We start from the raw sequence: 20,321 nt of genomic DNA, 5'->3' as shown, positions 1-20,321 counted from the left end.
AGGCGCTTGCCTCCTTGGGGGCGTCATAGGCGTCAGCGGGTGGTACGGCCCAGCGGATCGGTGCGGGAGAGCAGGTGGTCGTGGCGGTCCCAGGTCTGGGTGACGGTGTGCCCGAGCGGATCGGTGATCGCGACGATCTGGCCGTGCCGGTTGGCGCGGTAGATCGCGGTGTTGCCGAGTGAATCGGTGTACGTGGTGGTGCAGGTGCCGTCGTCCTGGCGCTCGCCGTAGGTCAGGCGGGAGTTGAGGATGCCGTCGGTCCCGCGGGTCTCGATCGCGCGTCCGCCGGCGTCGTAGACGTAGGTGAACTCGGTGTCGTTGGAGTCCCGCCATCCCGTCACGCGCTGGGCGCCGTCGTAGGTGAACCGCGTGGGCGCGTCGACCGCGTTGCGGACTTCGCCCAGGTTCCCGGTCTCGGCGTCGTAGCCGAAGGCGCGCAGGCGTACCGGGTCGTCGTCGGTGAGGGCCCGCAGCGCGGTGACGCGCTGCCGGTCGTCGCGGTCGACGCGTATGCGGTAACCACCGCTGTGGGTGACGGTGAGCGGCACACCGTCCTCGTCGCGTTCGACGCGGATGTGGTTGCCGTTGCGGTCCTCGATGCCGACCAGCCACCACGGTCCGCACTGCGCAGTACCGGCTTCGAACTGGCGCGTGAGTCCTGAGCACGGGTCCTGCACCGTCAGAACGTAACTGCCGTCGCGGCTCACATACGTCAGCGGGAGGCGGATGCCCTCGGCGGGCTCCAGCCGGTCGCCGGGCAGGTCGGGCATACGCGGATAGGCGAGCGCGGACCCGTCCTCCCGGTGCCACCAGTATCCGCCCAGAGCGTCGTCCTGCTGGATCCGTTCGTCGAGGGTGGAGGCCCAGGACGGGCCGAAGAAGCGGCCTGCTGCGTAGCCGGAGAGGTGGGTACGGCGCAGGATCAGGGGCAGGACACCCGGCAACGCCACGTCCGTCTGGGCAAGCACCATCTGGCCGCTGGCCATGTCGATCGGGTCGCCGCACAGCTGCTTGGTGTTCAGCTCGCGACCTTGTCCGGACAGGTCGGCAGAGTCGATCTTCAGGCCGGGGTCGGGCTTGCGGCCGGACGCACGGGCGCCGTGGTGGCCGCCTGAACCGTCGCCCGACTTGCTGGAGTTGACGTGGACACTGTCGGCCCGGCGGCCGGTGTCGATGTCCTTGCCCTTGTGCAGACGGCAGGTGGCCTTCACGCGGTCCGGGACGGTCTCGGCGAGATGCTTGGCGACCTTCTCGGTCCAGCCCGGGGGCCTGAGGCGTTCCCCCGCCATCGCCACCAGGGCACCGTCGACGCGAACGCCGAGGTAGGTGCCGAGTTCACGGGTGCGCGGCCAGAACAGCCCCGGCTCGGTGCGCGCGACGAGGTCGAGCATCTCGGGCACGCTTTCGCTGCCCAATTCGACGACGCCGGTGTCGGGCGTGGCGCGAGTACGGTCGGGCACGCCACCGCCGGGCCAGACCATCTGACGGCCTTCGAGGCGGAAGACCGGCTCCCAGCTCGGCGGCGGAACGGCCGGGCAGCTGAACATGTCGGCGAAGGCGCCCGGACCGAGCAACGCGGTCAGGCCGGCCCAGTCCTCCGCGCCCGGGTCGGTGGGGACGGCGGAGAAGGTCGCCACGTCCGTGAGATAGGTGGCGGCCCGGCCGAGCCGCCGGGCGAGATGCGCGTGCCGACCGCGGAGTGACTGGCCCACCGGGTCGTCGAGTGCCGATTCGTCCTCCTTCATCATCGTGCTCTTCCTTCACCTGGTGGGCGCGGCTGTCGGGCAACGCGGGCACTCGACCCGGCCGGGGCCCGGCCTCGCCGCCTTCGATCATTGTGTACGGGCGGAGCAGACCTGTGCCGTCACCTGACGAACCCCCGGGGGGCACTGGCGCTTGCGCACCTCGATGCCTGTCGGGGGAGGTTACCTGGCTGGTGCACGGGGGCCGGAGGCCGAGGAGTCGGTCCAGGGCTCGCGCGTGCTTCCCCGCCGTCCACGTCGCGTCAGGAACTGATGTTCCCCCACCGGCGTCTCTGTTCGCGTTGGTGTACTCGGTGAACTGCCGCCGGAGTGATGGGGGAACGGCGCTCCCGATTCGACGGCGTGTCGGACGGCACCATGACTGACCCGATGACCACCCCCCTCGAGGTGTACCGCCTCGTGCCGCGCTTCCACGACGACTTCAAGGGCGCGCTCCTGGGCGCCACTCTCTTGAAGGCCGTGCGCGACCGGTTCGCAGGCACCGGGCACTTCATTCCGGTGAACGTTCCCGGGCTGCCCGCCGGTACGTACACGGCCTATGTCCCCTCGACCGTCGCCGACTGCCTGGACGAGGCCCGGTCCTCCGCGCCCGAGCTGACCGGGAAGATCCGGCAGGCGGTGTTCCGCGGGGACCGGGTGCCGGTGGATGTCCCTGCGTTCCGGTTGCCCGAGAACAGGACGTATGTGTACTGGAACGCTTGGGCGGCGCATCTGATCGAGGAGGCGGCCCCGTCGGGGTCCGTGGAGCTGCGCCTGGTGTGGTCGAGCGACCCGACGGCGACTCCCCACCGGGATCCCATGGGGTTCCAGGGCTCGGAACGCAATCCGACCTGCGGCTTCTCGTCAGGTGGTCAGCGGTCCTGTGCCGTCTCGCCATCACGGTCGGGGTCGCTCGGGCCCAGGCGCACGCAGCACTCGCCGGGCTCGGGTGCCAGGACGGCCTGGACTCCGTTGACCTCCAGGCCGTGGAGGTAGCCGGAGAGGAAGGCGTGGTTCATGCCGCACACCAACTCCGGGGCCTTCGCGGCCAGCGGGTGGAAGGGGCAGTTGCGGAGCCGGAGCTGGGTCGGGGTCTCCCGGACGGGTTCGTAGCCGTACTGGTCCAGTAGCCGCTCGCAGACGGTCAGGCCGCGCTCCGGGCCCAGGCGGCCCGGACGGGTCTCGTCCCGGGCCGCCTCGCCCAACCGCAGGCCACGGTCCTCGGCGGTCCGCATGGCCGCCTGCGTGGCGTTCTCGTCGGGGCTCTCGGTGAGCACGGCGTCCAGGAGCAGGTCGGCCAGGAGCTCGTGGCGCCGGTCGGGGATGCTCACGGTGATCTGGGCGCCGGTGGGCTCGTACACCTTGGGCTGCCTGCCGACCTTGCGGATCCCGCCCGGTGGTTCGTAGCGGGCGCGCAGCAGGCCGGCGTCCACGAGCTTGTCGAGGTGGAAGGCCGCGAGCTTGCGGGAGATGCCGACGCTGGCGGCGGCCTCGTCGCGGGTGACGGCGCGGCGGGCGCGGCGGATGAAGGTGAACATGCGCCGGCGAGAGTCCTCGCTCAGGACGCTGACGGAGTCGATGGCGCTGTCGGCCGTGTCGGCCCGCTCAGTCGGATCAGAAGCCACAGGACCACGGTAACTCCCATCCGGGCGGGCGCAAGTGTTCTTCTGGCTTGCTGTCCTGCATGTCTTGACGGATCTCCTGAATAAGACCAAGATTTATTGGTGAAACTAGTGGGGGGTTCCGATGGCCAGTGAGTCACAGCTTCAGGCGAAGCGCCCGGTCAGCGCCTCGCTCGCCGGTCCGTACGGCCACCCGTTCCACCCGATCCTGGTGACCGTGCCGATCGGTGCCTGGGTGACCAGCCTGGTGTTCGACATCGCATCCCACGTCGTGCATCAGCCGGGCTTCCTGACCCAGTCCTCCACGTGGCTGATCGCGGTCGGCGTGATCGGTGCCCTGCTCGCGGCCATGGTCGGATTCCTGGACCTGTTCGCGCTTCCGGCCGGCACCCCGGCCTTTCGCACCGCCTTGGTCCACATGACGCTCAACCTGCTGGTGACCGCCGCCTACGTCGTCAACTTCCTGTGGCGCCATGGCGACCACGCCGGCGGCGGAAGTGTGGGCATCGGCAGGCTCGTCCTGTCGGCACTGAGCATCGTGGCCCTCGCGGTCTCGGGATTCCTGGGCGGCAAGCTCGCCTACCGCTACGGCGTACGCGTCGCCGACGAGAACACCCAGGCCGAGGGATACACACCCGGCCACAGCCGGAGCGGCACCCGCTCCGCCGCGTGACCCGGCCCCCACGCCCACCATGACGGCCGGTGTCCTCCGGCTGCCTCCACCACCGTCCCCCTCGGGAGTTCCCCATGGACGTCGCCGCCCTGATCACCTGGGTGATCACCGCTCTCGGCGGTTTCTACATGCTCGGCACCTGGATCCAACGCGGCGGAATCCGCCAGCAGCAGACCGGCACCAGCCGGCTGCCCGCACCCGTCGTCTTCGGCCACTTCGCCCTGGCCGCCATCGGACTGGTCGTGTGGATCATCTACATCGTGGCGGACAAGAGTGCGCTCGCCTGGACCTCGTTCGGCCTGCTGCTGCCGGTCGCGCTGCTGGGGTTCGTGATGCTGGCCCGCTGGATCCCCGTCCACCGCGACCGTGCCACGGCCGGCGCGGCAGCGGCCGCCGCGGGGCCGGGAGACGAAGGAACCGTCCCAGCCGAACGGCACTTCCCGGTACCGGTCGTGCTCGCCCACGGTCTGCTCGCCGTGGCCACCCTCGTCCTGGTGCTGCTCACCGCCCTGGGCGTCGGGGGCAGCTGACATGACCGAGCACCCCAACCGCATCACCGCCCTGACAGACCCGCTCGACCAGGCAGCCGCGACACCCGCGCGACCGGCCCTGCGGGTCGTCCACGAGTCCGAGGGGATCGACCTGGCAGCCGCGGAAGCCGCGGCCGGCCAGTTCCTCGCCGCGCTCGGGATCTCCACCGCCTCGGAGAGCCTGCGCGGCACACCGGGCCGGATGGCCCGCGCCTACGCGGAACTCTTCACCCCGCGCCCCTTCGACCTGACCACCTTCCCCAACGACGAGGGATACGACGAACTCGTCCTGGCCCGCCGCATACCGGTCCGGTCGGTGTGCGAGCACCACCTGCTGCCCTTCGTGGGCACGGCGCACGTCGGCTATCTGCCAGGAGCTCGCATCCTGGGCCTGTCCAAACTGGCGCGTGTCGTCGAGCACTTCGCCTGCCGCCCGCAGGTCCAGGAACGCCTGACCAAGCAGGTCGCCGACTGGCTGCAGACACATCTGGAGCCCAAGGGCGTCGGCGTGGTCATCGAGGCGGAACACTGCTGCATGACCCTGCGCGGTGTCCGGGCCACCGGGTCCAGCACCATGACCTCCACCCTCCTCGGCCTGCTGCGCTCCGACGCCCGCTCCCGCAGCGAATTCCTCGGCCTGACCGGAGCAGTCTCCTGACCACGGCGGCTCCACCGACCCCATCGCGATCGCGCTCGCGTACGGGGGCGGTGGAGCCGCCGTGCGGGAACGGCCCCTCGTTCCGTGGCGGCCTCCTCAGTCCGCGGGGCCGGAGTGGGTGCGGAGGATCGAGTGCATGGCCAGGGCGTACTTTCGGCTTCTCGTGGTTGCCGGCTCCAGCGGAGGGAGCAGGGTCAGGGGCACCTTGTCCCTGGTGACCTGTGTCAGGGCCGAGTTCAGGATGGCGGTCTGCCGGTCCAGCAGGAAGTGCTGGGAAGCGGCCGCGTCCGCGGCGGGACGCAGGCTCCGGCCGAGATCGGCCAACGGGCGCAGGATGACGGCGTCCTTGAGGAGGAGGCCGGCGTCCGGCAGACCTCCGCACGCCGCGATCAGGCCCCGCGCCACCGGGGCGGCCGCGTGTTCGTCGCCCGCGGCGGCCAGCGCGGTCAGCGCCTGCGCGAACCTCTCCAGCGATTCCATCTGTGCGTCGGTCAGTTCGGGCCCGAGCTCGACGGACCGCAGCCGCCGCCACAACCCACCGGACTCCAGCTGGCGATCCGGCCGCGTCAGCCACTGGGTGACCAGCGCCTCGGTGTGCAGCGAGCCGAGAGCCCGCAGCCCGATCTTCTGGAGCAGGAAGACGGGCCAGTCGTCGGGCAGCGGCGGACGCCCCGGCCAGGACTTCTTGGCCGCCAGCGCGCCGATGGCGCACACGGCGAGCGCGGGGGCCAGGTCGACGCTCGTCCTGTCGTGGTGCAGGACCGCTTGGCCCTCGGCGCGGTGGAGCCAGTCCGTCACCGCGCGCAGCGCGAAGCTCTGGACGTCGGCCCGGTCGGGGCCGTCGGCCGAGTGGAGCAGTCCCCGGGCGCGCATGACCCGGCATGCCGGGGACTCCGCCGCCTCGTCCGTCAGCTTGCCGGAGAGGCCCTCTTCGTGGCTCCGCCAGTACGCCGCGAACCGGGCCGGGACAAGGCCGTCCACGGGCCGCGGGACCTGGCGGAAGTCCGGCAGCCGGAGCTTGACCAGGGCGTCGGACATCCATCGGGGAAGGTCCGGGACGGTGAGCCGGCTGCCCGGCTTGACCAGGGTCACGAACCGTCCTCCCCGCCTGTCCTGCCGCACCCGCGCCACCTCGGCCACGAGGGACTCCTCGGCCAGTTCCGTCGTGACGTCCACGGCGGAGTAGGCGGCGAGCACGCCGAGCGGTTCCACGGACACCAGGCAGGCCGCGGCCTCCCCGGCGGACGCGTCCTTCGTGGACGCCGCCTTCGTGGACGCTTCCTTCGCGGACGTCACCTTCAGGGACCTGGCGACCACCCGCACCGGCAGCAGACGCCCCGGCGCGAGGTTGTGGAACTCGCGCTCCACCAGCGGAAGCCGGCTGAGACTCACGGTTCCGGGGCCGTCCCGCAGCACGGTGAGCCGGCGGATGCCCCGCAGATGGTCGAAGAGCGTCGAACCGCGCAGACCGCCGGTCCACGCCGCCTCCCCGACGGGCAGCCAGTACGGGCGCTGCGTACGGACGTCACGGCAGACCACGCCCAAGGTGTGGTCCTCCTCGTCGTTGACCCGCAGCCAGACCCGTACGGCGATCTCCTCGCCGCCGCCCTCGGCCCTGTCGGCTCCGTCGGCCGCGCCGGCCCCGCGCCTGCCCGGGATCCCGCACGACAGCAGCTTCTCGGCCTTGCTCCAGTGCAGCCTGACGTACTCCTGGGTGGCGGCCAGCGCCCGGGACGCCGCCTGGATCTGGGTGCCGTGCTCGGGCAGGCCGGGCACGAGCTGCCGGATGTGCACGCGGAACAGCGCGCTTCCCGAACGTACCGCCACGTTTCCGCGGCCCAGGTCGGCCACCGGCTGGGCCAGCACCGTCCCATGGGGCCAGATGCTCCGGGGCTGTGCCCGGCGGGAGACCGTCACCACGGTCTCCGGCCCGGCGGTGACCTGCTCGACGGTGACGGGCAGGACGTCCAGCTGGTTCAGCAGGCCGGCCTCGCCCCGCCGGGCACGCAGCAGTTCGGCGCGCAGCCAGCCGCAGCCGAACCAGGCATCGGTCTCGCTCTCGGCGGCCAGTTCGACCCGTGCCCTCGGCAGCCCGCAGATCCGCAGGCCCTGCTCCCGGTCCAGGGCCAGGAAGACCACGTCGTTCTCCGCGACGCTGCCCGGTTCGGCGACGCTCAGCCGGTTGGCCCGGTCCAGCCATACGGCGCTTCCGACCGGGTGGGCCTCCAGCACGGTCTGGTCCGCGGGGTAGGGCACGGTGCCGCGCCCCTCACCCAGGTAGAGCGCGCCGGCCTCCTCGTCCCGCAGGGCGACCGGCAGCAGCATACGACGTGCGAACGGTGCCGCCATCGCCCCGCGCAGCCCCGGACGCCAGTCGTCCAGCACCAGATGGCCGCACTCGTTGACCCCTCCCTCGACCCGGCCGTAGACCAGGTCGCCGGGGCTGAACAGCGACCAGTCGAGGTCGGCCAGCGGGTGGCCGTCGGCGAAGCGAACCAGCTCCCGGCGCACCTCGGAGACGCGGCCCGGGGCCAGTTCCAGCCAGACGCTGTGCCGGTCGGCGTGGGCGACGGCCCAGGAGCGGCGCCGCCCCTCGGCGATGTCCCCGGCCGGCTCCTCCAGAAGCTCGGTGGCCGGGAAGCCGAACCGCTGCAGCGCCTCGCTCTCGTGCCGCAGGGTCCAGCCGGCGGCGTTGCGGGAGAAGAACACCGGTTCGCTGGTCGAACGGGCCCGCGCCGGAAGCCTGCGCGTGCGCGGCTTGGCCTCGCCGGGCACCCACTCCCGGGTGCGGGAGTCGTGGTAGGTCCATCCGTGCCGGGCGCAGGCCTGAGCGATACGCCGCGCGCTGTCGTCCATGAACGACAGCTGGGCCCACGCCATCGGCGCCTGGGTGGTGGCCAGTTCCGTACCGGCCGGAGCCAGCCGCTCGCGGCGCACACCGGCGACGACATCGCCGGGCTCGAAGGCGACGGTGCCCGCCTCCGAGTGGTCCAGCGGCACCACCCGGTCCACCGGACCGCCCCTCTGCTGCTCCTCCCGCCGGACGGCGGCGATCCGGGGATGACGGGTCTCCAGCAGAACCCTGCCGAAGCCCTTGCGGGCGGTGGCGCTGATCCCCGGCAGCCCGGCGACGGTGAACCGTCCCGGCTCGTCGGCGCGGCGCAGGTCGTCCCGCGTCTTCAGGTTGTCCTTAGGGAAGACGACCACCGGGCGGGGCCGGTCGGTGAGATAGGCGTCGTCGGCCGGGATGGCCAGGACCACCGTCACCCGCCCGGTGTCCGCCAGGTCCAGCCGGACCACAGACCGCGGTGTGATGCCGGGGCCCCGGTGCAGGTCGGCCATGGGGAAGACGACGCCGGGCCGCACCTCGACGCACTGGCCCGCGGGGTCGACGACCCCGAAGCAACCGCCCGAGCGGCTGTTCAGGTAGCTCCGCAGCACGTCCAGCGGGCGGGGCAGCGGGGACTTGGTGGAACCCTGCCAGCGGTTCTCCTTGTCGGGCGACGGGCGCAGGAGTTCCACCAGCATCTTGGCCTGGCCCTCGTAGGCGCCCGGCCCGTCGGTCTCCGCGGCGCGCCGCAGGACGCCCTCCCGGTGGGAGAAGTCCCGGCGGGTGACGATGACATGGAACGGGGCCCGGTCGGGGGCCGCGTCCGGGTCGCTCAGCGCGGCCACACCCTCGGGCAGGTCGAAGCGGAGCAGGTAGTCGTTGGCCGTCGGCTGGATCCGGCCGGCCTCCATGTAGAGCCTGTCGCCCGCGCGCAGGCCGGGGGTCCGTTCGTCCGGCGCGGCCGTCGGGGGGACCAGGCGGAACTGGTGGACGCGGCCGCGGGCGGGTCCCTCCTCCACCACGGCCCGGCCGAGGACGCGCTGCCGGGAGGTGTCCCGGGGGACGGCGGCGAGCAGCCGGGCGACGTCCTCCGGGTGGAGGAGGGCCCGCACCGGGCGCCCCTCCACATGGTCGTCGGCGCCGTCGCGGTCGACGCCCCGGCTGCGGGTGTGGACGCGGAGCACGACCACCCGCCCGGTGGCGTGGTCGATCTCCAGGTCCAGCAGGTGCACCACCTGGTGCGCGGCCTCCTGGTGGATCTGGTACTCGACGCTCTTGCGGATGTCCCGCAGCGCGATCGACACCCGGAGCCCGCCGGGCACCTCCTCCTCGGCCGCGGCGGTGATCGAGACGGCGTCGATCCGGTCGCCGTGGAAGAGCGTCAGCGCCGCCGGGTCCACCGTCGCGCCCCCGACGGTGAGGGCCGCGTGCGGTACGTCGGCGAACCATCCGTACCCCCACTCGAAGCGGTGCACCGGCCCCGCGTCGGTCTCCTCGAACCCGACGTAGTAGGGGCGGCGGTCGCGTTCGATCGGGCAGCGGCTGCCGTCCGTACGGGCGTGTGGGGCCACCTTCTCGACGAACTCGGCCACCGTCAGCGGGGCGGCCCGCAGATGCGAGTAGCGGTATCCCCGCCCGTACGGCACCGGCACGGCCCGGACCAGGTGCTCGGAGTAGCCGCGTCCACCGACGAAGGTCTCCGGTCCGTCGTCCGGTTCCAGCCACCCCTGGTAGGTGCCGTTGACGTCGGGGGCCAGCACGTCGAGGTGCAGCCGTCGCCGTACCCTCGGGCCCTCCAGGGTCCCGTCGCGGCGCTCCAGGAAACGGGCCCACTCGGCCGCGGGATCCGCGGTGCGCCGGTTCCGCTCCGGCCGGGAGCGCAGGGTGGCCGGCGACAGCACGAACCGGCGCTGTACGTCGGTGAAGCGCGGCCGGTCGCCCTGCCCTCGCGACGCGGGGGTCGCGTCGACGCACAGGGTGTGCACCAGGACCTGGTCCACATGGACGGGCTGCGGATCGGCACCCAGGTAGAAGCCGGTCATGGTGCCCACCAGCGAGCGTCCGTCCCGCTCCACCAGGATCCGGCCCCGGGGCAGGCGCCTCGCCCTGGCCGGCTCCGTCCGCCGCCCGCCGTCCTGCGCAGCGCGGCTCAGCGCGAGCCGGGCGAGCGTGGGGTGCTGGGAGACGGCGGCGCCGTAGTCCTCGCCGCGGTCGGAGACCACGCCCACGGGGTGCCAGCCGGCGTCGGGGGCGTCACCCGCCCATTCCCACAGGGCGCGCAGCCGCAGCCGGCGCCGCAGCACCGAGAAGACCCAGCCGGCCGGTGTCCGGGTGGCCGTCAGATGGTCACCCACCGAGGGCGACGCCTGGTCGAAGCACACGGCCGGGACGACGGCCTCGACGACCTCGTCGTCGAGCCGGAACCAGACACGCAGCATGGTCAGGGTGTTGTCGGCGTTGTACATGCGGCCGAGCACCAGACCCGGCAGCGCGCCCGCCCGCTCCAGGCGGGCCGGGTCGCTCAGGCCCGTGCACGCCTGGCGGAGGTCGTCGAACGCCTCCGGGTCCCGCTGTGGCTGCGGACGCGGGGCGTGGCCGTCCTGGACGACGACCGCGCGCCGGCGCACGGTCGTCGACATGGCGGGGAACTCGCCGGTCAGCGTGAGGGACTCGGTGGCCGCCCAGCCGATCAGCCCGGACGACAGCATCACCAGGCAGTCCGTGTCCCCCGGCTTCCTGGTCAGCTGCCGGACCAGTTCGACGACCGAGCCCTCGCGCAGCCGGGCCAGCCGGTCATAGGTCTCGGGGGAGCGGCGCTTCTCCCTGATGCCCGACTCGTCCATCGCCCGGGCGACGGCCAGAAGACCCCGCGCCTGCGGCTCTCCCCAGTGATCGATGCTGCACAGCACGCGCTTGCGCTGCACCCGGCCGGTGAGGTCGACCTTGATCCGGGTGGGGAAGCCGTCGACGGCCGGGACGTCGACGGTCCAGAAGCCCTCGCCGTCGGCGTCGTGCCGACGCGCCTCGTGGTAGAGCTCCTGGACGGGGAGGTCGGCCTGGTCGTCGTCGTGCTCGTCCTCGGTGTGCCCGCCGGCCCCCGCCTGGGCGGCGAAGACGTCGAAGAGTTCCAGCCAGCGGGCGTTGCGGTCGTCGAACGGGCTCCGGCCGGGCGCCGGCTCGCGCAGGGTGAGCCGGCCGTGACCGGGTTCGTAGGAGGCGTGGACGATCAGCCCGGTGCGTCCGGCGGAGCAGGCCTCGTCCAGCTTCTGCCAGTCCGCCACGTCCCAGGCGGACGGACCCAGGACGTAGGCGCGACCCGGTGTGGTGACGAACCGCCAGGCAGGCCCGAATCCCGAGCGGTCGGTCGCCGGCCCCGCGAGGACCAGCCGCAGCGTCGTGCGTTCGCGGCGCTGCCCCGTGCCGGTCTCGTCGACGCCCGGCGCCACGGCGAGTTCCGGGGCCCCGGCGTCCACCGGCACCCAGTGGCCGAGCGCCGCGTCCCAGCGGGCCAGGGTGTCGTAGGGCAGACCGGTACCGACGCAGGACGTGTGGACCCGGGACAGGTCGGGGTCCCAGCGGCGCCGCGCCGCGATGTCGTCGGGACCGGTTCCTCGCGGGTAGCCGTCCTCGTCCACGCCGTGGACGGACAGTTCCAGTCCGGGGAAGCGGTCGACCGCCTTCAGCTTCGCCGACCGGATCTCCCCGTCCTCGGCAGGCCGGCGGGCCAGCGCGACGACCCGGTCGCCGCGCAGCCGGCCGCCGTCCTTGGCGAGCAGGACGGCCACGGCGTCGCCCACGCGCCGGCGCTTGGCCTGCTGCTCGGACACCAGCGCGGGCACGGCGAAGCGCTGTCCGCAGTTGATCCACAGCCGCTGCTGCTGACCCTGCTGGCCGGCGTCCTTGGCGGTGACGAGCCCGAGCACGTACGTGCCCTCTTCCGGCCGGGGCGCGTTGTGCAGGAAGAGGTTGTGCACCGGCAGGCGGCTGCGTCCCTCCATCCGCGCGTCGATCACGACACCGGGCTGGTACAGGAGCGTCTCCCCGGCCCGGCGGTCGACGGTACCGGCCCGGACCAGCCAGAACTCCAGGTCCGACGAGTCGGACTCCACCCGCTGGGCCGGAGTGAGGGCCGGTGCGTGGGTGTCCCGCCACAGCTTGTCCATGCCGGCGGCCAGCGGCAGTTCACGAGCCTCCAGCACACGGTGGGAGGTGTTGCGCAGGAATCCGACCAGGGCGGCCTCGGTACCGCGCAGCGAGACACGGTCGCCGTAGGTGTCGAAGGGGTTGCCGGTCGAGGTGGTCAGGCCCCAGGGTCCCCAGCGGACGTACAGGGACCGCAGCGCCCGCTGCCGGAGGCGGTTGGCGCTCGCGGGCGCCACGTGCATGCCGCTGCCCAGCACTTCGAACAGCCGGTCGTAGTAGAACGGAGCCTTGGCGCTCAGGTCGATCACCGTGTCCACGACCTGCTCCAGGACGCGCAGCACACGATCGTGCGACCCCTTGCCCGAGACCGGGGCCGCGAACATGTCGAACATGCGGCCGCGCACCCAACGCGGCAGATGCTGCGGCAGGTTGAGCGACCGGACCAGCAACGACCACGCCGTGACCCAGTCCTCGTGCGCCTCCGCGTCGCCCAGCTCCGGCTCGCGGAGCAGCGCCGCCAGCCTGAGGGTCCGCACGGTCACCGGAATGATGCCGTGCTCGTCGGAGATGTCCCGCTCCAGCTCCTCGCCCATGTCCTCCCAGTCGGCGACCGAGAAGGCGTCCCGGTCCGGGTCCTTGGGCGCGCTCAGCAGCAGCCTGCGGTAGTGCAGCCCGGCCGCCGCGCTCGGGTCGGCGTAGTCCGGTCTGCCGCCCACCCAGTCCCAGCGCAGCGCGTAGGTCGACTCTCCCGGGTAGATCTCACGCCACAGCAGAGCCGCCTGGACGGAGGTGCCCCGGTGCGGCTGGTCACCGAGGCCGGAGGAGAATTCGAGCAGCGCCCGCGCCGGGGCGACCGAGTCGTCCGGGGTGGTGAACCACCTGCCGCTGCCCTCGGTCCGGTGCGGCTGGGTGCCTCCCGCCGCGGCCTCCTGGAGCCAGCTGAGCGCGATCCCGAGCGCCACCCGGGACCTGACCAGTGTGCGCACCGGCGCGGGGGGCCTCGGCTGCTCCTCGTCCCAGGCGTGCACCCGGGCCACCAGCCGCACCACCTCGCCGGGGTGCACGGCGGGCCGCTTGCCGGTGCCGACGGCGTCGACCTGCTGGATCTGGTGGAGCATGAACGTGCCGAGGCGGCGCACGGGCGCCGACAGCACCGCGGGCCCCCTGGGCGCCCCGGCCTCCCCCTGCCCCTGGCCCTGCCCGCCGCCCGCGTCCCCGTGGCCCTCGGTCAGCTCCCTCATGAGGAGACGGTGGCGGTTGCCGAGGATGTCACGGACGTGCGTCAGAAGAAGCAGCAGGAAGTCCGGGACCCGCCCGGCTCCCTGCACTTCGTGCTCAGGCGTGGCGCAGAGCAGGCGTACGGCCAGGGAACTGGCCGCGAGCAGCCGGACCAGCTGCTCGGCGGTGGCGCGGAACTGCTTCGGCTCACCGGGCGGCGAGAGGATCCACGGCGACCACACCTGGGCGGCCGTCGCCGGATCGGTCTCCTCGGCGGAGCCGTCGGCCAGGTAGAGGATCGGCACGCGCCAGTCGGGGCCGGGCCCGCGCAGCCTCAGCAGGCGCCCCACATGGAGCTGCGCGTGCGCGTAGTCCGCGCCGTGCGGGACGGTCACGTGCGTCCGCCGCTGGTTCGGCAGCCCGTTCGGCGCCTGCCAGTGGCGCTCGAGCCAGTGCACGGCGCGGCCCGCGTCGAGTTCGGCGGCACGCTCGTGCAGGGCCGCCTGCCAGAGCACTCCCGGCATCGGCGACCAGCGGTGGTTCCCGGTACCGCCCAGCCGGGCGTAGGCCAGGACACGGCGACTGCCGTCCGGAGTGTCGTCACCCGGAATGCCCGCCGGTCGCCTGCGGGCCGTCCAGCGGCCCAGTTCGGCTCCCGTGGCCGCCTCCGCCTCGAGCCGGGCCCATACGCCGTCGTCGGCCTCCCCGGTGGTGCGGAAGACCACCCGGGTGGCCGTGGCCAGCACATCGGGCTCCATGTCGAAGGAGCCGCCCACGGCTCGCGCCAGCCGGTCGAGGACGGCCGCGGTGTCCTCCGGCCGCAGGGCGGCGGCCAGTTCCGTCGCCTGGAGCAGCGCCAGCCTGCCGTGCCTGCCGCGCAGGGCACCGTCGAGGAGCACCGGGAACTCGTCCAGGAGCTCGCCCAGGGCGTCCGGGCACACGCCCGTCAGGGCGCGGGCGGCCGTCAGCAGGACGGAGGGCAGCAGATGGTCCAGGAGGTCGTGGTAGGGAGGTGACGGCTCGTCGGCGGCGGCCGCGACCGCGTCGGGCTTCTCCAGCACCTTGCCCAGCAGCCGTACCGCCTCCGGGTCCCCGGTGCCGGCGGCCTGGAGTATCGCGGCGACCAGCGGCCGCAGCTCCTGCGGCAGCACCTCCGCGACACCGCGGTACAGGACTGCCGTACGGGCGGTCAGCTCCCGGACGCAGACGCAGCGCCGGTGCTCCGCCGGGGCGTCCTCCGTCTCGTAGCGCTCGTGCTCCGCCAGGAACACCTGGTGCGCCCTGAGCACATGAGGCAGCGCGTACACCGCGAGCGGAGTGTCCGTTCCGGCCAGCCATTCCAGGGCGGCGCAGACGAGTTCGCCGGACCGGGGCTGTGCGACGGGCTCGCGCAGGGCGGTGACGACATCGAGGTAGTCGGAGGCCGCCCGCGGCGGCAGACCCAGAGCCGAACAGAAGTACCAGTTCTCGAGCACGGCGGTCCTTCCCTGCTGTTCGGCACACTGCCCGCCGTCCCCCGTGGCGCGGCGCGCACCCACAACTCACCCTGCGAACAAGGTGTGTGGTGGGTCACTCAGTCTATCGGGTCATCAGGTTCACCATGTGCTCGATCGGACATCTCCGGTTCACCCCGGGGCCATGCGCGGGCGGACGGCAGGCCCGTGGAGGGAGGACGCGGCGCGGACGTCAAGTCCACGCCCCTTCGGGGGGAGTGAGCAGCGAGGGTCGCAACGCCCGTCGGAAATCGTGCAGTTCGTCCAGGAGAGCGTAGTCCGGTACTCCGCCCGGGTGCCCGTTCCCCAGGCCGACGAGCGAGCGGCGGGCCGGTGAGCGGTCGAGCGCCCAGGCCATGCGGGAGGTGGTCAGAGGAAGCCGTGTCAACAGGGTCCAGCTGCCCAGCCGCTGCCCCCGGGGATCCAGCACCGTGAAGTCCGCACCGGACAGCAGCCCGGCCCTATCCAGCGCCACGGCGTGCTCGGGGCTCGACAGATCCTCGGCGCGCACCGCGTGCTCGCCGCGCGCCGCCACCTTCGCCGCGGCGACGACCGCGTCCGACGGCCGCTGCTCCTCGAGCCACGCACGGAAGACGTCGTCGGTGTGCAGACCGGTGTGCAGGAGGCCCAGGACCACCGTGTCGACCATCGTCGGCGTGAGGACCACGCCCCTGAACGCCTCGGGCGGCGGCAGGCGGCCGGCCCGGTGCGCCGACCGCAGCCATGTCCGGGTGGCCGCGTCGTCGCCCTCGGTCGCCCACAGGGAGGCCCAGCGCGCCGGGTCGGACCGGCCGACGGCGTGGGCGTGGAACAGTTCGTCCCCGATGCCGGGCTGCGTGGCCCGGACGGCCCGCAGCACCCGTGCCTCGCGCGGCACCCCTGCCTCGCCCCCCGGGACGTCCCAGGCCGAGCCGGCGTCGTTCAGATACCCGACGACGGCGGAGGCGTCGGACAGCCCGGCGGGGAGCTCCGCTCCGCAGGACCTCAGCGCCTTGCCCAGCGCAGCGCCGAACAGCTCCGGGGCGGGGGCGTCGGGATGTTCCGGCGCCCTGACCAGGTACTCCTCCGCCCCCAGTCGCCTGGCGATGAGCCGCGCCGTACGGCGTACGGCCGGCAGGGAGCCGTCGTGGACCTGGAGCACGACACCGCGCAGCCCGGGCAGCAGACGCCGCAGCTCCTTGACGTGGCCGGTCCAGTCCAGGTCGGCGGCAAAGGAGGCCCGCCGGCGGACCACCAGTCCCGGGGGCCGCCCGGGCCGGTAGTCCGGGGACAAGGCCTGCGGCAGTGACTCCGCGGTGAGATCGGGCAGGTTCTGCGGCGAGTCGTACGTGTACCAGAGGAGCCGCTCGCCGCCGAAGGGCTCCTTCCGCTCGGTTCTCGTCCGCCACAGGTCCTGTTCCGTACGGTTGAGGAGATCCGCGAGGTTGTCGCCCGAGGGATCGGCGAGCACCGCGGTGAAGGCGCCCTCCCGCAGACACAACTCCGCCTTGAGGCAGACCCGGAAGCGCTCGTCGAGCCGGTCGACGACGTCCACGGGCACGCGGTGCGCCACCGACGGCATCGAGGACGCCTCCCGGGGCGCCGGAGTGCCCAGCCTCAGCGGGGCCCCGGCCCGGGCGGTGAACAGCACCGGACGGGCGTCGCTCCCCTCGAAGGCCCTGGCGCCCTCCAGCACGGCCAGGTCCACGTCATGGCCCCTGACGAGGGCCGTGAAGAACCGGTCGGCGAAGTCGGCCGCCTGGCCGTCGCGGACCTTGCCGTCCACCGCCACCACGTACGGCACCCCGGCCAGCGCCAGCCGTTCGGCCAGAGCCGCCTCATGGAGCCCTTCCTCGCCGGAGGCCGGTGACGCCGAGTCGCAGGCCATCAGGACGGCCAGTGGCACCTTCTCCTGCACCAGCCACGCGGCGAGCGTGTCGCCGTCCAGCCAGTGCGCGTCCGTGGACCCCGGCTGCCGCGCGACCACGAGCCCGCCGTCGACATGATGTCCGCCGAAGTAGAAGGCGAGCGGCCCGCCGGCCAGAGCGTCGTGGACCGCCTCGACATCCGCCGGCGCGGGCTCCACCGGCCGGGTCCGCAACCGGCTGCCGTCCAGGACCCCCACGATCCCGTCCTGGTCCCCGCTTCCGTACGTCAGCGGCCCCGGACCCGCCACGTGCCGCGTCGTACCCGCCCTGGTGGTGATGTCCCCCTGGACGGCGGCGGCGTTGGCGACCACGACGACATCGTTGAGGCCGTCCACGACGGCCGAGGGCATGGTGAACCGGGGGAGGACCTCACGGACGAGGGAGATGCGGGGGTGCTCACCCAGGGGTGTCTTCGAAACGCCCCGGGTGAGGTAGCCGTGCTCGACCCAGTTCTGCCACGGCCCGTTCGCGTCGGCCCTGTTCGCCTCGGGTACTCCTATCCGCTCGAGCGGGAGAGCCGCCAGCCGGACCGGGCCCTCGGGCCCGCCGCGGAGCAGGATCCTCAGCCGCACCTTCTGACCGTCCGTCAACAGCGCCATCTCACGGCTGATGTGCCCGCGCGCGGCCTCGGACAGCACCGTGTCCGAGAGGCCCGCAAGCGTGAACTCGTCGCACTCCGGCGACAGCAGGGCCTCGATGTCGTCCTCGTCCGGGCAAAGGATCTCGGGTTCGCCACCGGGCCGGCCCTCGGGAGTCAGGAGTGCCGCGTGCAGCTCCCCGCTGTCCCCCCACGACAGTTCGACCACCACGTCGCGTGGCGTCGCCGCCATACGGTCCTCCGTCCCCTCGAGTGCCCGCCCACCGGTGTCCGGCAGGCACAATTGTCCCTCCGGTTTCCTCAGCCGGCTTCCTCAGTCCAGTCGAAAGGCCCGTCCGTCATGGCCGACACCGCGCCGATCGGTAAGGGGGAGCTGCGACGGCTCCGCACCTCACCCCTGTGGGACGAGTTGGACGAGCCCGCCCAGACGGCCTTGCTTCAGTTGCTGGCGAGGGAGATCGCCGACGAACAGACGTTCCTGACCGAGGTTCAGGTGATCTGGCGCCAACATGCCAGCTTCAGACGCGTGCTGAGGAAGTACCTGGCGGACCGCGGGACGACCGAGCGCGCCGTCCCCGAACAGGCGCAGCCGGAGCCGGACACCGACGCGGCGGTCGTCCCCCAGGACCTGGCGGGAGCCGCGCCGCCCGACCGCCGCTACCTCAACCTCAGCCTGACATGGCCGATCTCCCGGCAGGTGGTGCCCCACGACTGGCAGCTGGGAGCGGGCGCCCACTACCACCTCCGGCTCGACATCGGAGATCTCGGCCGCGACAGCCTGCTGCGGGACAGCGCGCGGCCGCTCCCGGACGACGCGCTCCCGCACAGGGACGACGGCGGGCGGGGCGACTGGCTTCAGATCACCGTGCTCAGCGAGGACTTCCTGGTGCCGGACCGGCGCCACGCGATGTTCCTGCCGCTCGACGGCCACGCCTATGTCTGTCCCTGCCCGCCGGGTGGCCGGCATGTGTGCCGGCCCGAGCACCGCGGGCGGTACGTGTGGATCCCGGTCACGGCGCCCGACGGCCCGCGGTCCGAGGCGAGCCTGCGGGTCACCGTGGCGTACCGGGGCAACCTGCTCCAGTCCGCGACCGTCGTCGCGCGCGTGGCGGAACGGGAGCACTCCGCGGGGGGCTCGCTGAGAGGGGAGGTCGACTTCACGCTGACCTCGGGCTTCCTCGGCCTGGAGGACCTGCCGAGCCGGGACGCGGCCATCAGGGTCTCCCGCGGGTACGACGGGGCACTCGTCGTGGACGTCGACGGCGGGGACCGGCCGGTGAGCACCTTCTGGCTGACCGAGGCGCAGATCGAGGGCGCCCTCGCCCGGGCCCGTACCGTACTCACCGATGTGCACGCCACCCGTGCGGTCCCCCCGGAGAAGCCCGGAGACACGGCGATCCCGCCGCTGGACCGGCTCGGCCCGGACAACACGAAGAACCCCGAGGAATTCCGGGACGATCTGTGGCGACTGGCCGCCGTCGGCTGGGACCTGCTCCATCTGCTCGCGCCGGTGCCGGCGCAGCGCGCGGCACTGCGCGACCGGCTGCGGGAGCCCGCGACCATCCAGATCTGCCGGCAGCAGGGGCAGCCGCTGATGTTCCCCTGGGCGCTGGTCTACGACATCCCCGTGGACACCGGGGACAGCCCCGTGTACTGCGAGTCGGGGCTGGAGCAGGCCCGGCACGGCGACGGCGCCGGGCGGGCGTGTCCGGACTCGGTGCGGCACACGCGCAACACGGTGTGCCCGTACGGCTTCTGGGGTTTCCGGCACGCGATCGAGCAGCCCACCTCACGCAAGGACCGGGGCACGTTGCCGCTGTGGGCCGGACGCGGCCTGGGCGCACCGCACATGACCGTGGGGCGCGCCCTCACGCTGCCCCGCGCCGATCTGACGGAGCGCCACCTTCTGTCCCTGCGGCAGCAGTTCGGCGCGGCCAACGTGCGGGACTGCGACTCGCGCGAGTCCCTGCTCGACGAACTCTTCCGCGCCGGTCAGGACTGTGTGTACTTCTACTGCCACGGTCGCCGCCAGAAGGACGCCGCCGACCGCACCGGCGCGACGGAACTGGAGATCGGGGACGGCGAAAGGGTCAGGCCCGCCGACATCTCGGCCCGGATGACCGAGACGACAGGGACGACCGAGACGCCAGGGACGACAGGGACGACCGGGACGACCGAGACGACGGGCGCGACCGGGACGAAGGGATGGCGGGACTGGGAGGAGAACGCGCCGCTCGTCTTCCTCAACGGCTGCCACACCACCGACGACACCCCGGGCACCTGGCTGACCTTCGTCGATGTGTTCAGCAGCCTGGGTGCCTCCGGGGTCATCGGCACGGAGATCTCGGTCGGCCAGAACTTCGCGGGCGAGGTGGCCCAGTCGTTCTGGCGCCATTTCCTGGCCGGGCTGACGGTGGGCGAGTCACTGCACCGGGTGCGAGCCGAACTGCTCGGCAAGGGCAATCTGCTGGGACTCGCCTACACGGCGTACTGCTGCGCCGATCTGAGGCTCAGTCGCCCATGAAGGAGCTGACGCTCGGCACATCGGGCTGCTGCGGCAGCGAGGGGGTCTCGCCCGCGGCCCCCTCCGGCCGCGGCACCGGCCGGGCGGCCAGCCGCTTGCGCTCCGCACGGTTCAGCGCCCCTGCGACGATCAGGTAGCCGAAGAAGCCGACGGCCAGCCCGAACGCGTAACAGGCGAACAGGTCCGGGTCGGGGAACCGCGTATTGATCACCACACCGCCGCCGAGTGCGGCCACCACGGTGACCAGGTCGGAGATGCGCGACCCCTCGGAACGCCGCAGGGTCCGGTAGGCGATCCACCCGACGACCAGGCCGAAACAGCCCGAACCCACCAGGCTGAGGACGGAATACTGCTGCACGCTGCTCCTCGAGGCCGCTCCGGCA

The 20,321-nt window shown here is 72.8% G+C and carries 9 protein-coding genes and 1 pseudogene; 4 read left to right on the top strand and 6 right to left on the bottom strand.

The window, feature by feature from the left end:
- Positions 1-32 precede the first annotated feature (32 nt).
- The 3 genes and pseudogenes from R2S09_RS22820 to R2S09_RS22810 all read right to left on the bottom strand — a co-directional run bounded on the left by R2S09_RS22820 (position 33) and on the right by R2S09_RS22810 (position 3,367).
- A complete protein-coding gene (locus tag R2S09_RS22820) occupies positions 33-1,211 on the bottom strand; it encodes a DUF6531 domain-containing protein (RefSeq protein ID WP_316742969.1) in 1,179 nt (392 codons plus the stop codon).
- Between the two features lie 39 nt (positions 1,212-1,250).
- Positions 1,251-1,745: pseudogene (locus tag R2S09_RS22815) on the bottom strand (GNAT family N-acetyltransferase); the annotation flags it as partial.
- A gap of 869 nt (positions 1,746-2,614) precedes the next feature.
- A complete protein-coding gene (locus R2S09_RS22810; protein ID WP_316742927.1) occupies positions 2,615-3,367 on the bottom strand; it encodes a helix-turn-helix domain-containing protein in 753 nt (250 codons plus the stop codon).
- 121 nt (positions 3,368-3,488) lie between these two features.
- Between R2S09_RS22810 and R2S09_RS22805 the strand changes: the two genes are divergently transcribed.
- The 3 genes from R2S09_RS22805 to folE all read left to right on the top strand — a co-directional run bounded on the left by R2S09_RS22805 (position 3,489) and on the right by folE (position 5,225).
- A complete protein-coding gene (locus R2S09_RS22805; RefSeq protein ID WP_316742926.1) occupies positions 3,489-4,037 on the top strand; it encodes a DUF2231 domain-containing protein in 549 nt (182 codons plus the stop codon).
- A gap of 74 nt (positions 4,038-4,111) precedes the next feature.
- Positions 4,112-4,567, top strand: a complete 456-nt coding sequence (locus R2S09_RS22800; RefSeq protein WP_306192461.1) for a hypothetical protein — start codon at positions 4,112-4,114, stop codon at positions 4,565-4,567.
- Between the two features lies 1 nt (position 4,568).
- On the top strand, positions 4,569-5,225 hold the full coding sequence (gene folE, locus R2S09_RS22795; protein ID WP_316742923.1) for a GTP cyclohydrolase I FolE: 657 nt from the start codon (positions 4,569-4,571) through the stop codon (positions 5,223-5,225).
- Positions 5,226-5,321: 96 nt separating this feature from the next.
- On the opposite strand, the gene R2S09_RS22790 is transcribed toward folE, so the two are convergent.
- Together R2S09_RS22790 and R2S09_RS22785 are read right to left on the bottom strand one after the other, a co-directional pair.
- Positions 5,322-14,891, bottom strand: coding sequence for a hypothetical protein (locus R2S09_RS22790; protein WP_306192459.1), 9,570 nt, complete (start codon positions 14,889-14,891; stop codon positions 5,322-5,324).
- Positions 14,892-15,102: 211 nt separating this feature from the next.
- Positions 15,103-17,646 (bottom strand): CHAT domain-containing protein, encoded by a 2,544-nt coding sequence (locus R2S09_RS22785; RefSeq protein WP_316742921.1) that lies wholly within the window; start codon positions 17,644-17,646, stop codon positions 15,103-15,105.
- A 108-nt stretch (positions 17,647-17,754) separates the two neighbouring features.
- Between R2S09_RS22785 and R2S09_RS22780 the strand changes: the two genes are divergently transcribed.
- Positions 17,755-19,938 carry a CHAT domain-containing protein gene (locus R2S09_RS22780; protein ID WP_316742920.1) on the top strand — a complete coding sequence of 728 codons (2,184 nt, stop codon included), beginning with the start codon at positions 17,755-17,757 and terminating at the stop codon, positions 19,936-19,938.
- Here the strand turns inward: R2S09_RS22780 and R2S09_RS22775 are convergent.
- The gene (locus R2S09_RS22775) at positions 19,925-20,296 is read right to left on the bottom strand and encodes a hypothetical protein (RefSeq protein ID WP_306192456.1); all 372 of its coding nucleotides are present in this window, start codon (positions 20,294-20,296) and stop codon (positions 19,925-19,927) included. The two genes, R2S09_RS22780 and R2S09_RS22775, sit on opposite strands and share 14 nt — an antisense overlap.
- Positions 20,297-20,321 lie beyond the last annotated feature (25 nt).

Origin of the sequence: Streptomyces sp. MK7, assembly GCF_032658145.1 — a bacterium.
Taxonomy (GTDB): Bacteria; Actinomycetota; Actinomycetes; order Streptomycetales; family Streptomycetaceae; genus Streptomyces; species Streptomyces spiralis.
The sequence above is the reverse complement of the archived record's forward strand: the minus strand, read 5'-3'. Positions and strand labels throughout refer to the sequence as shown.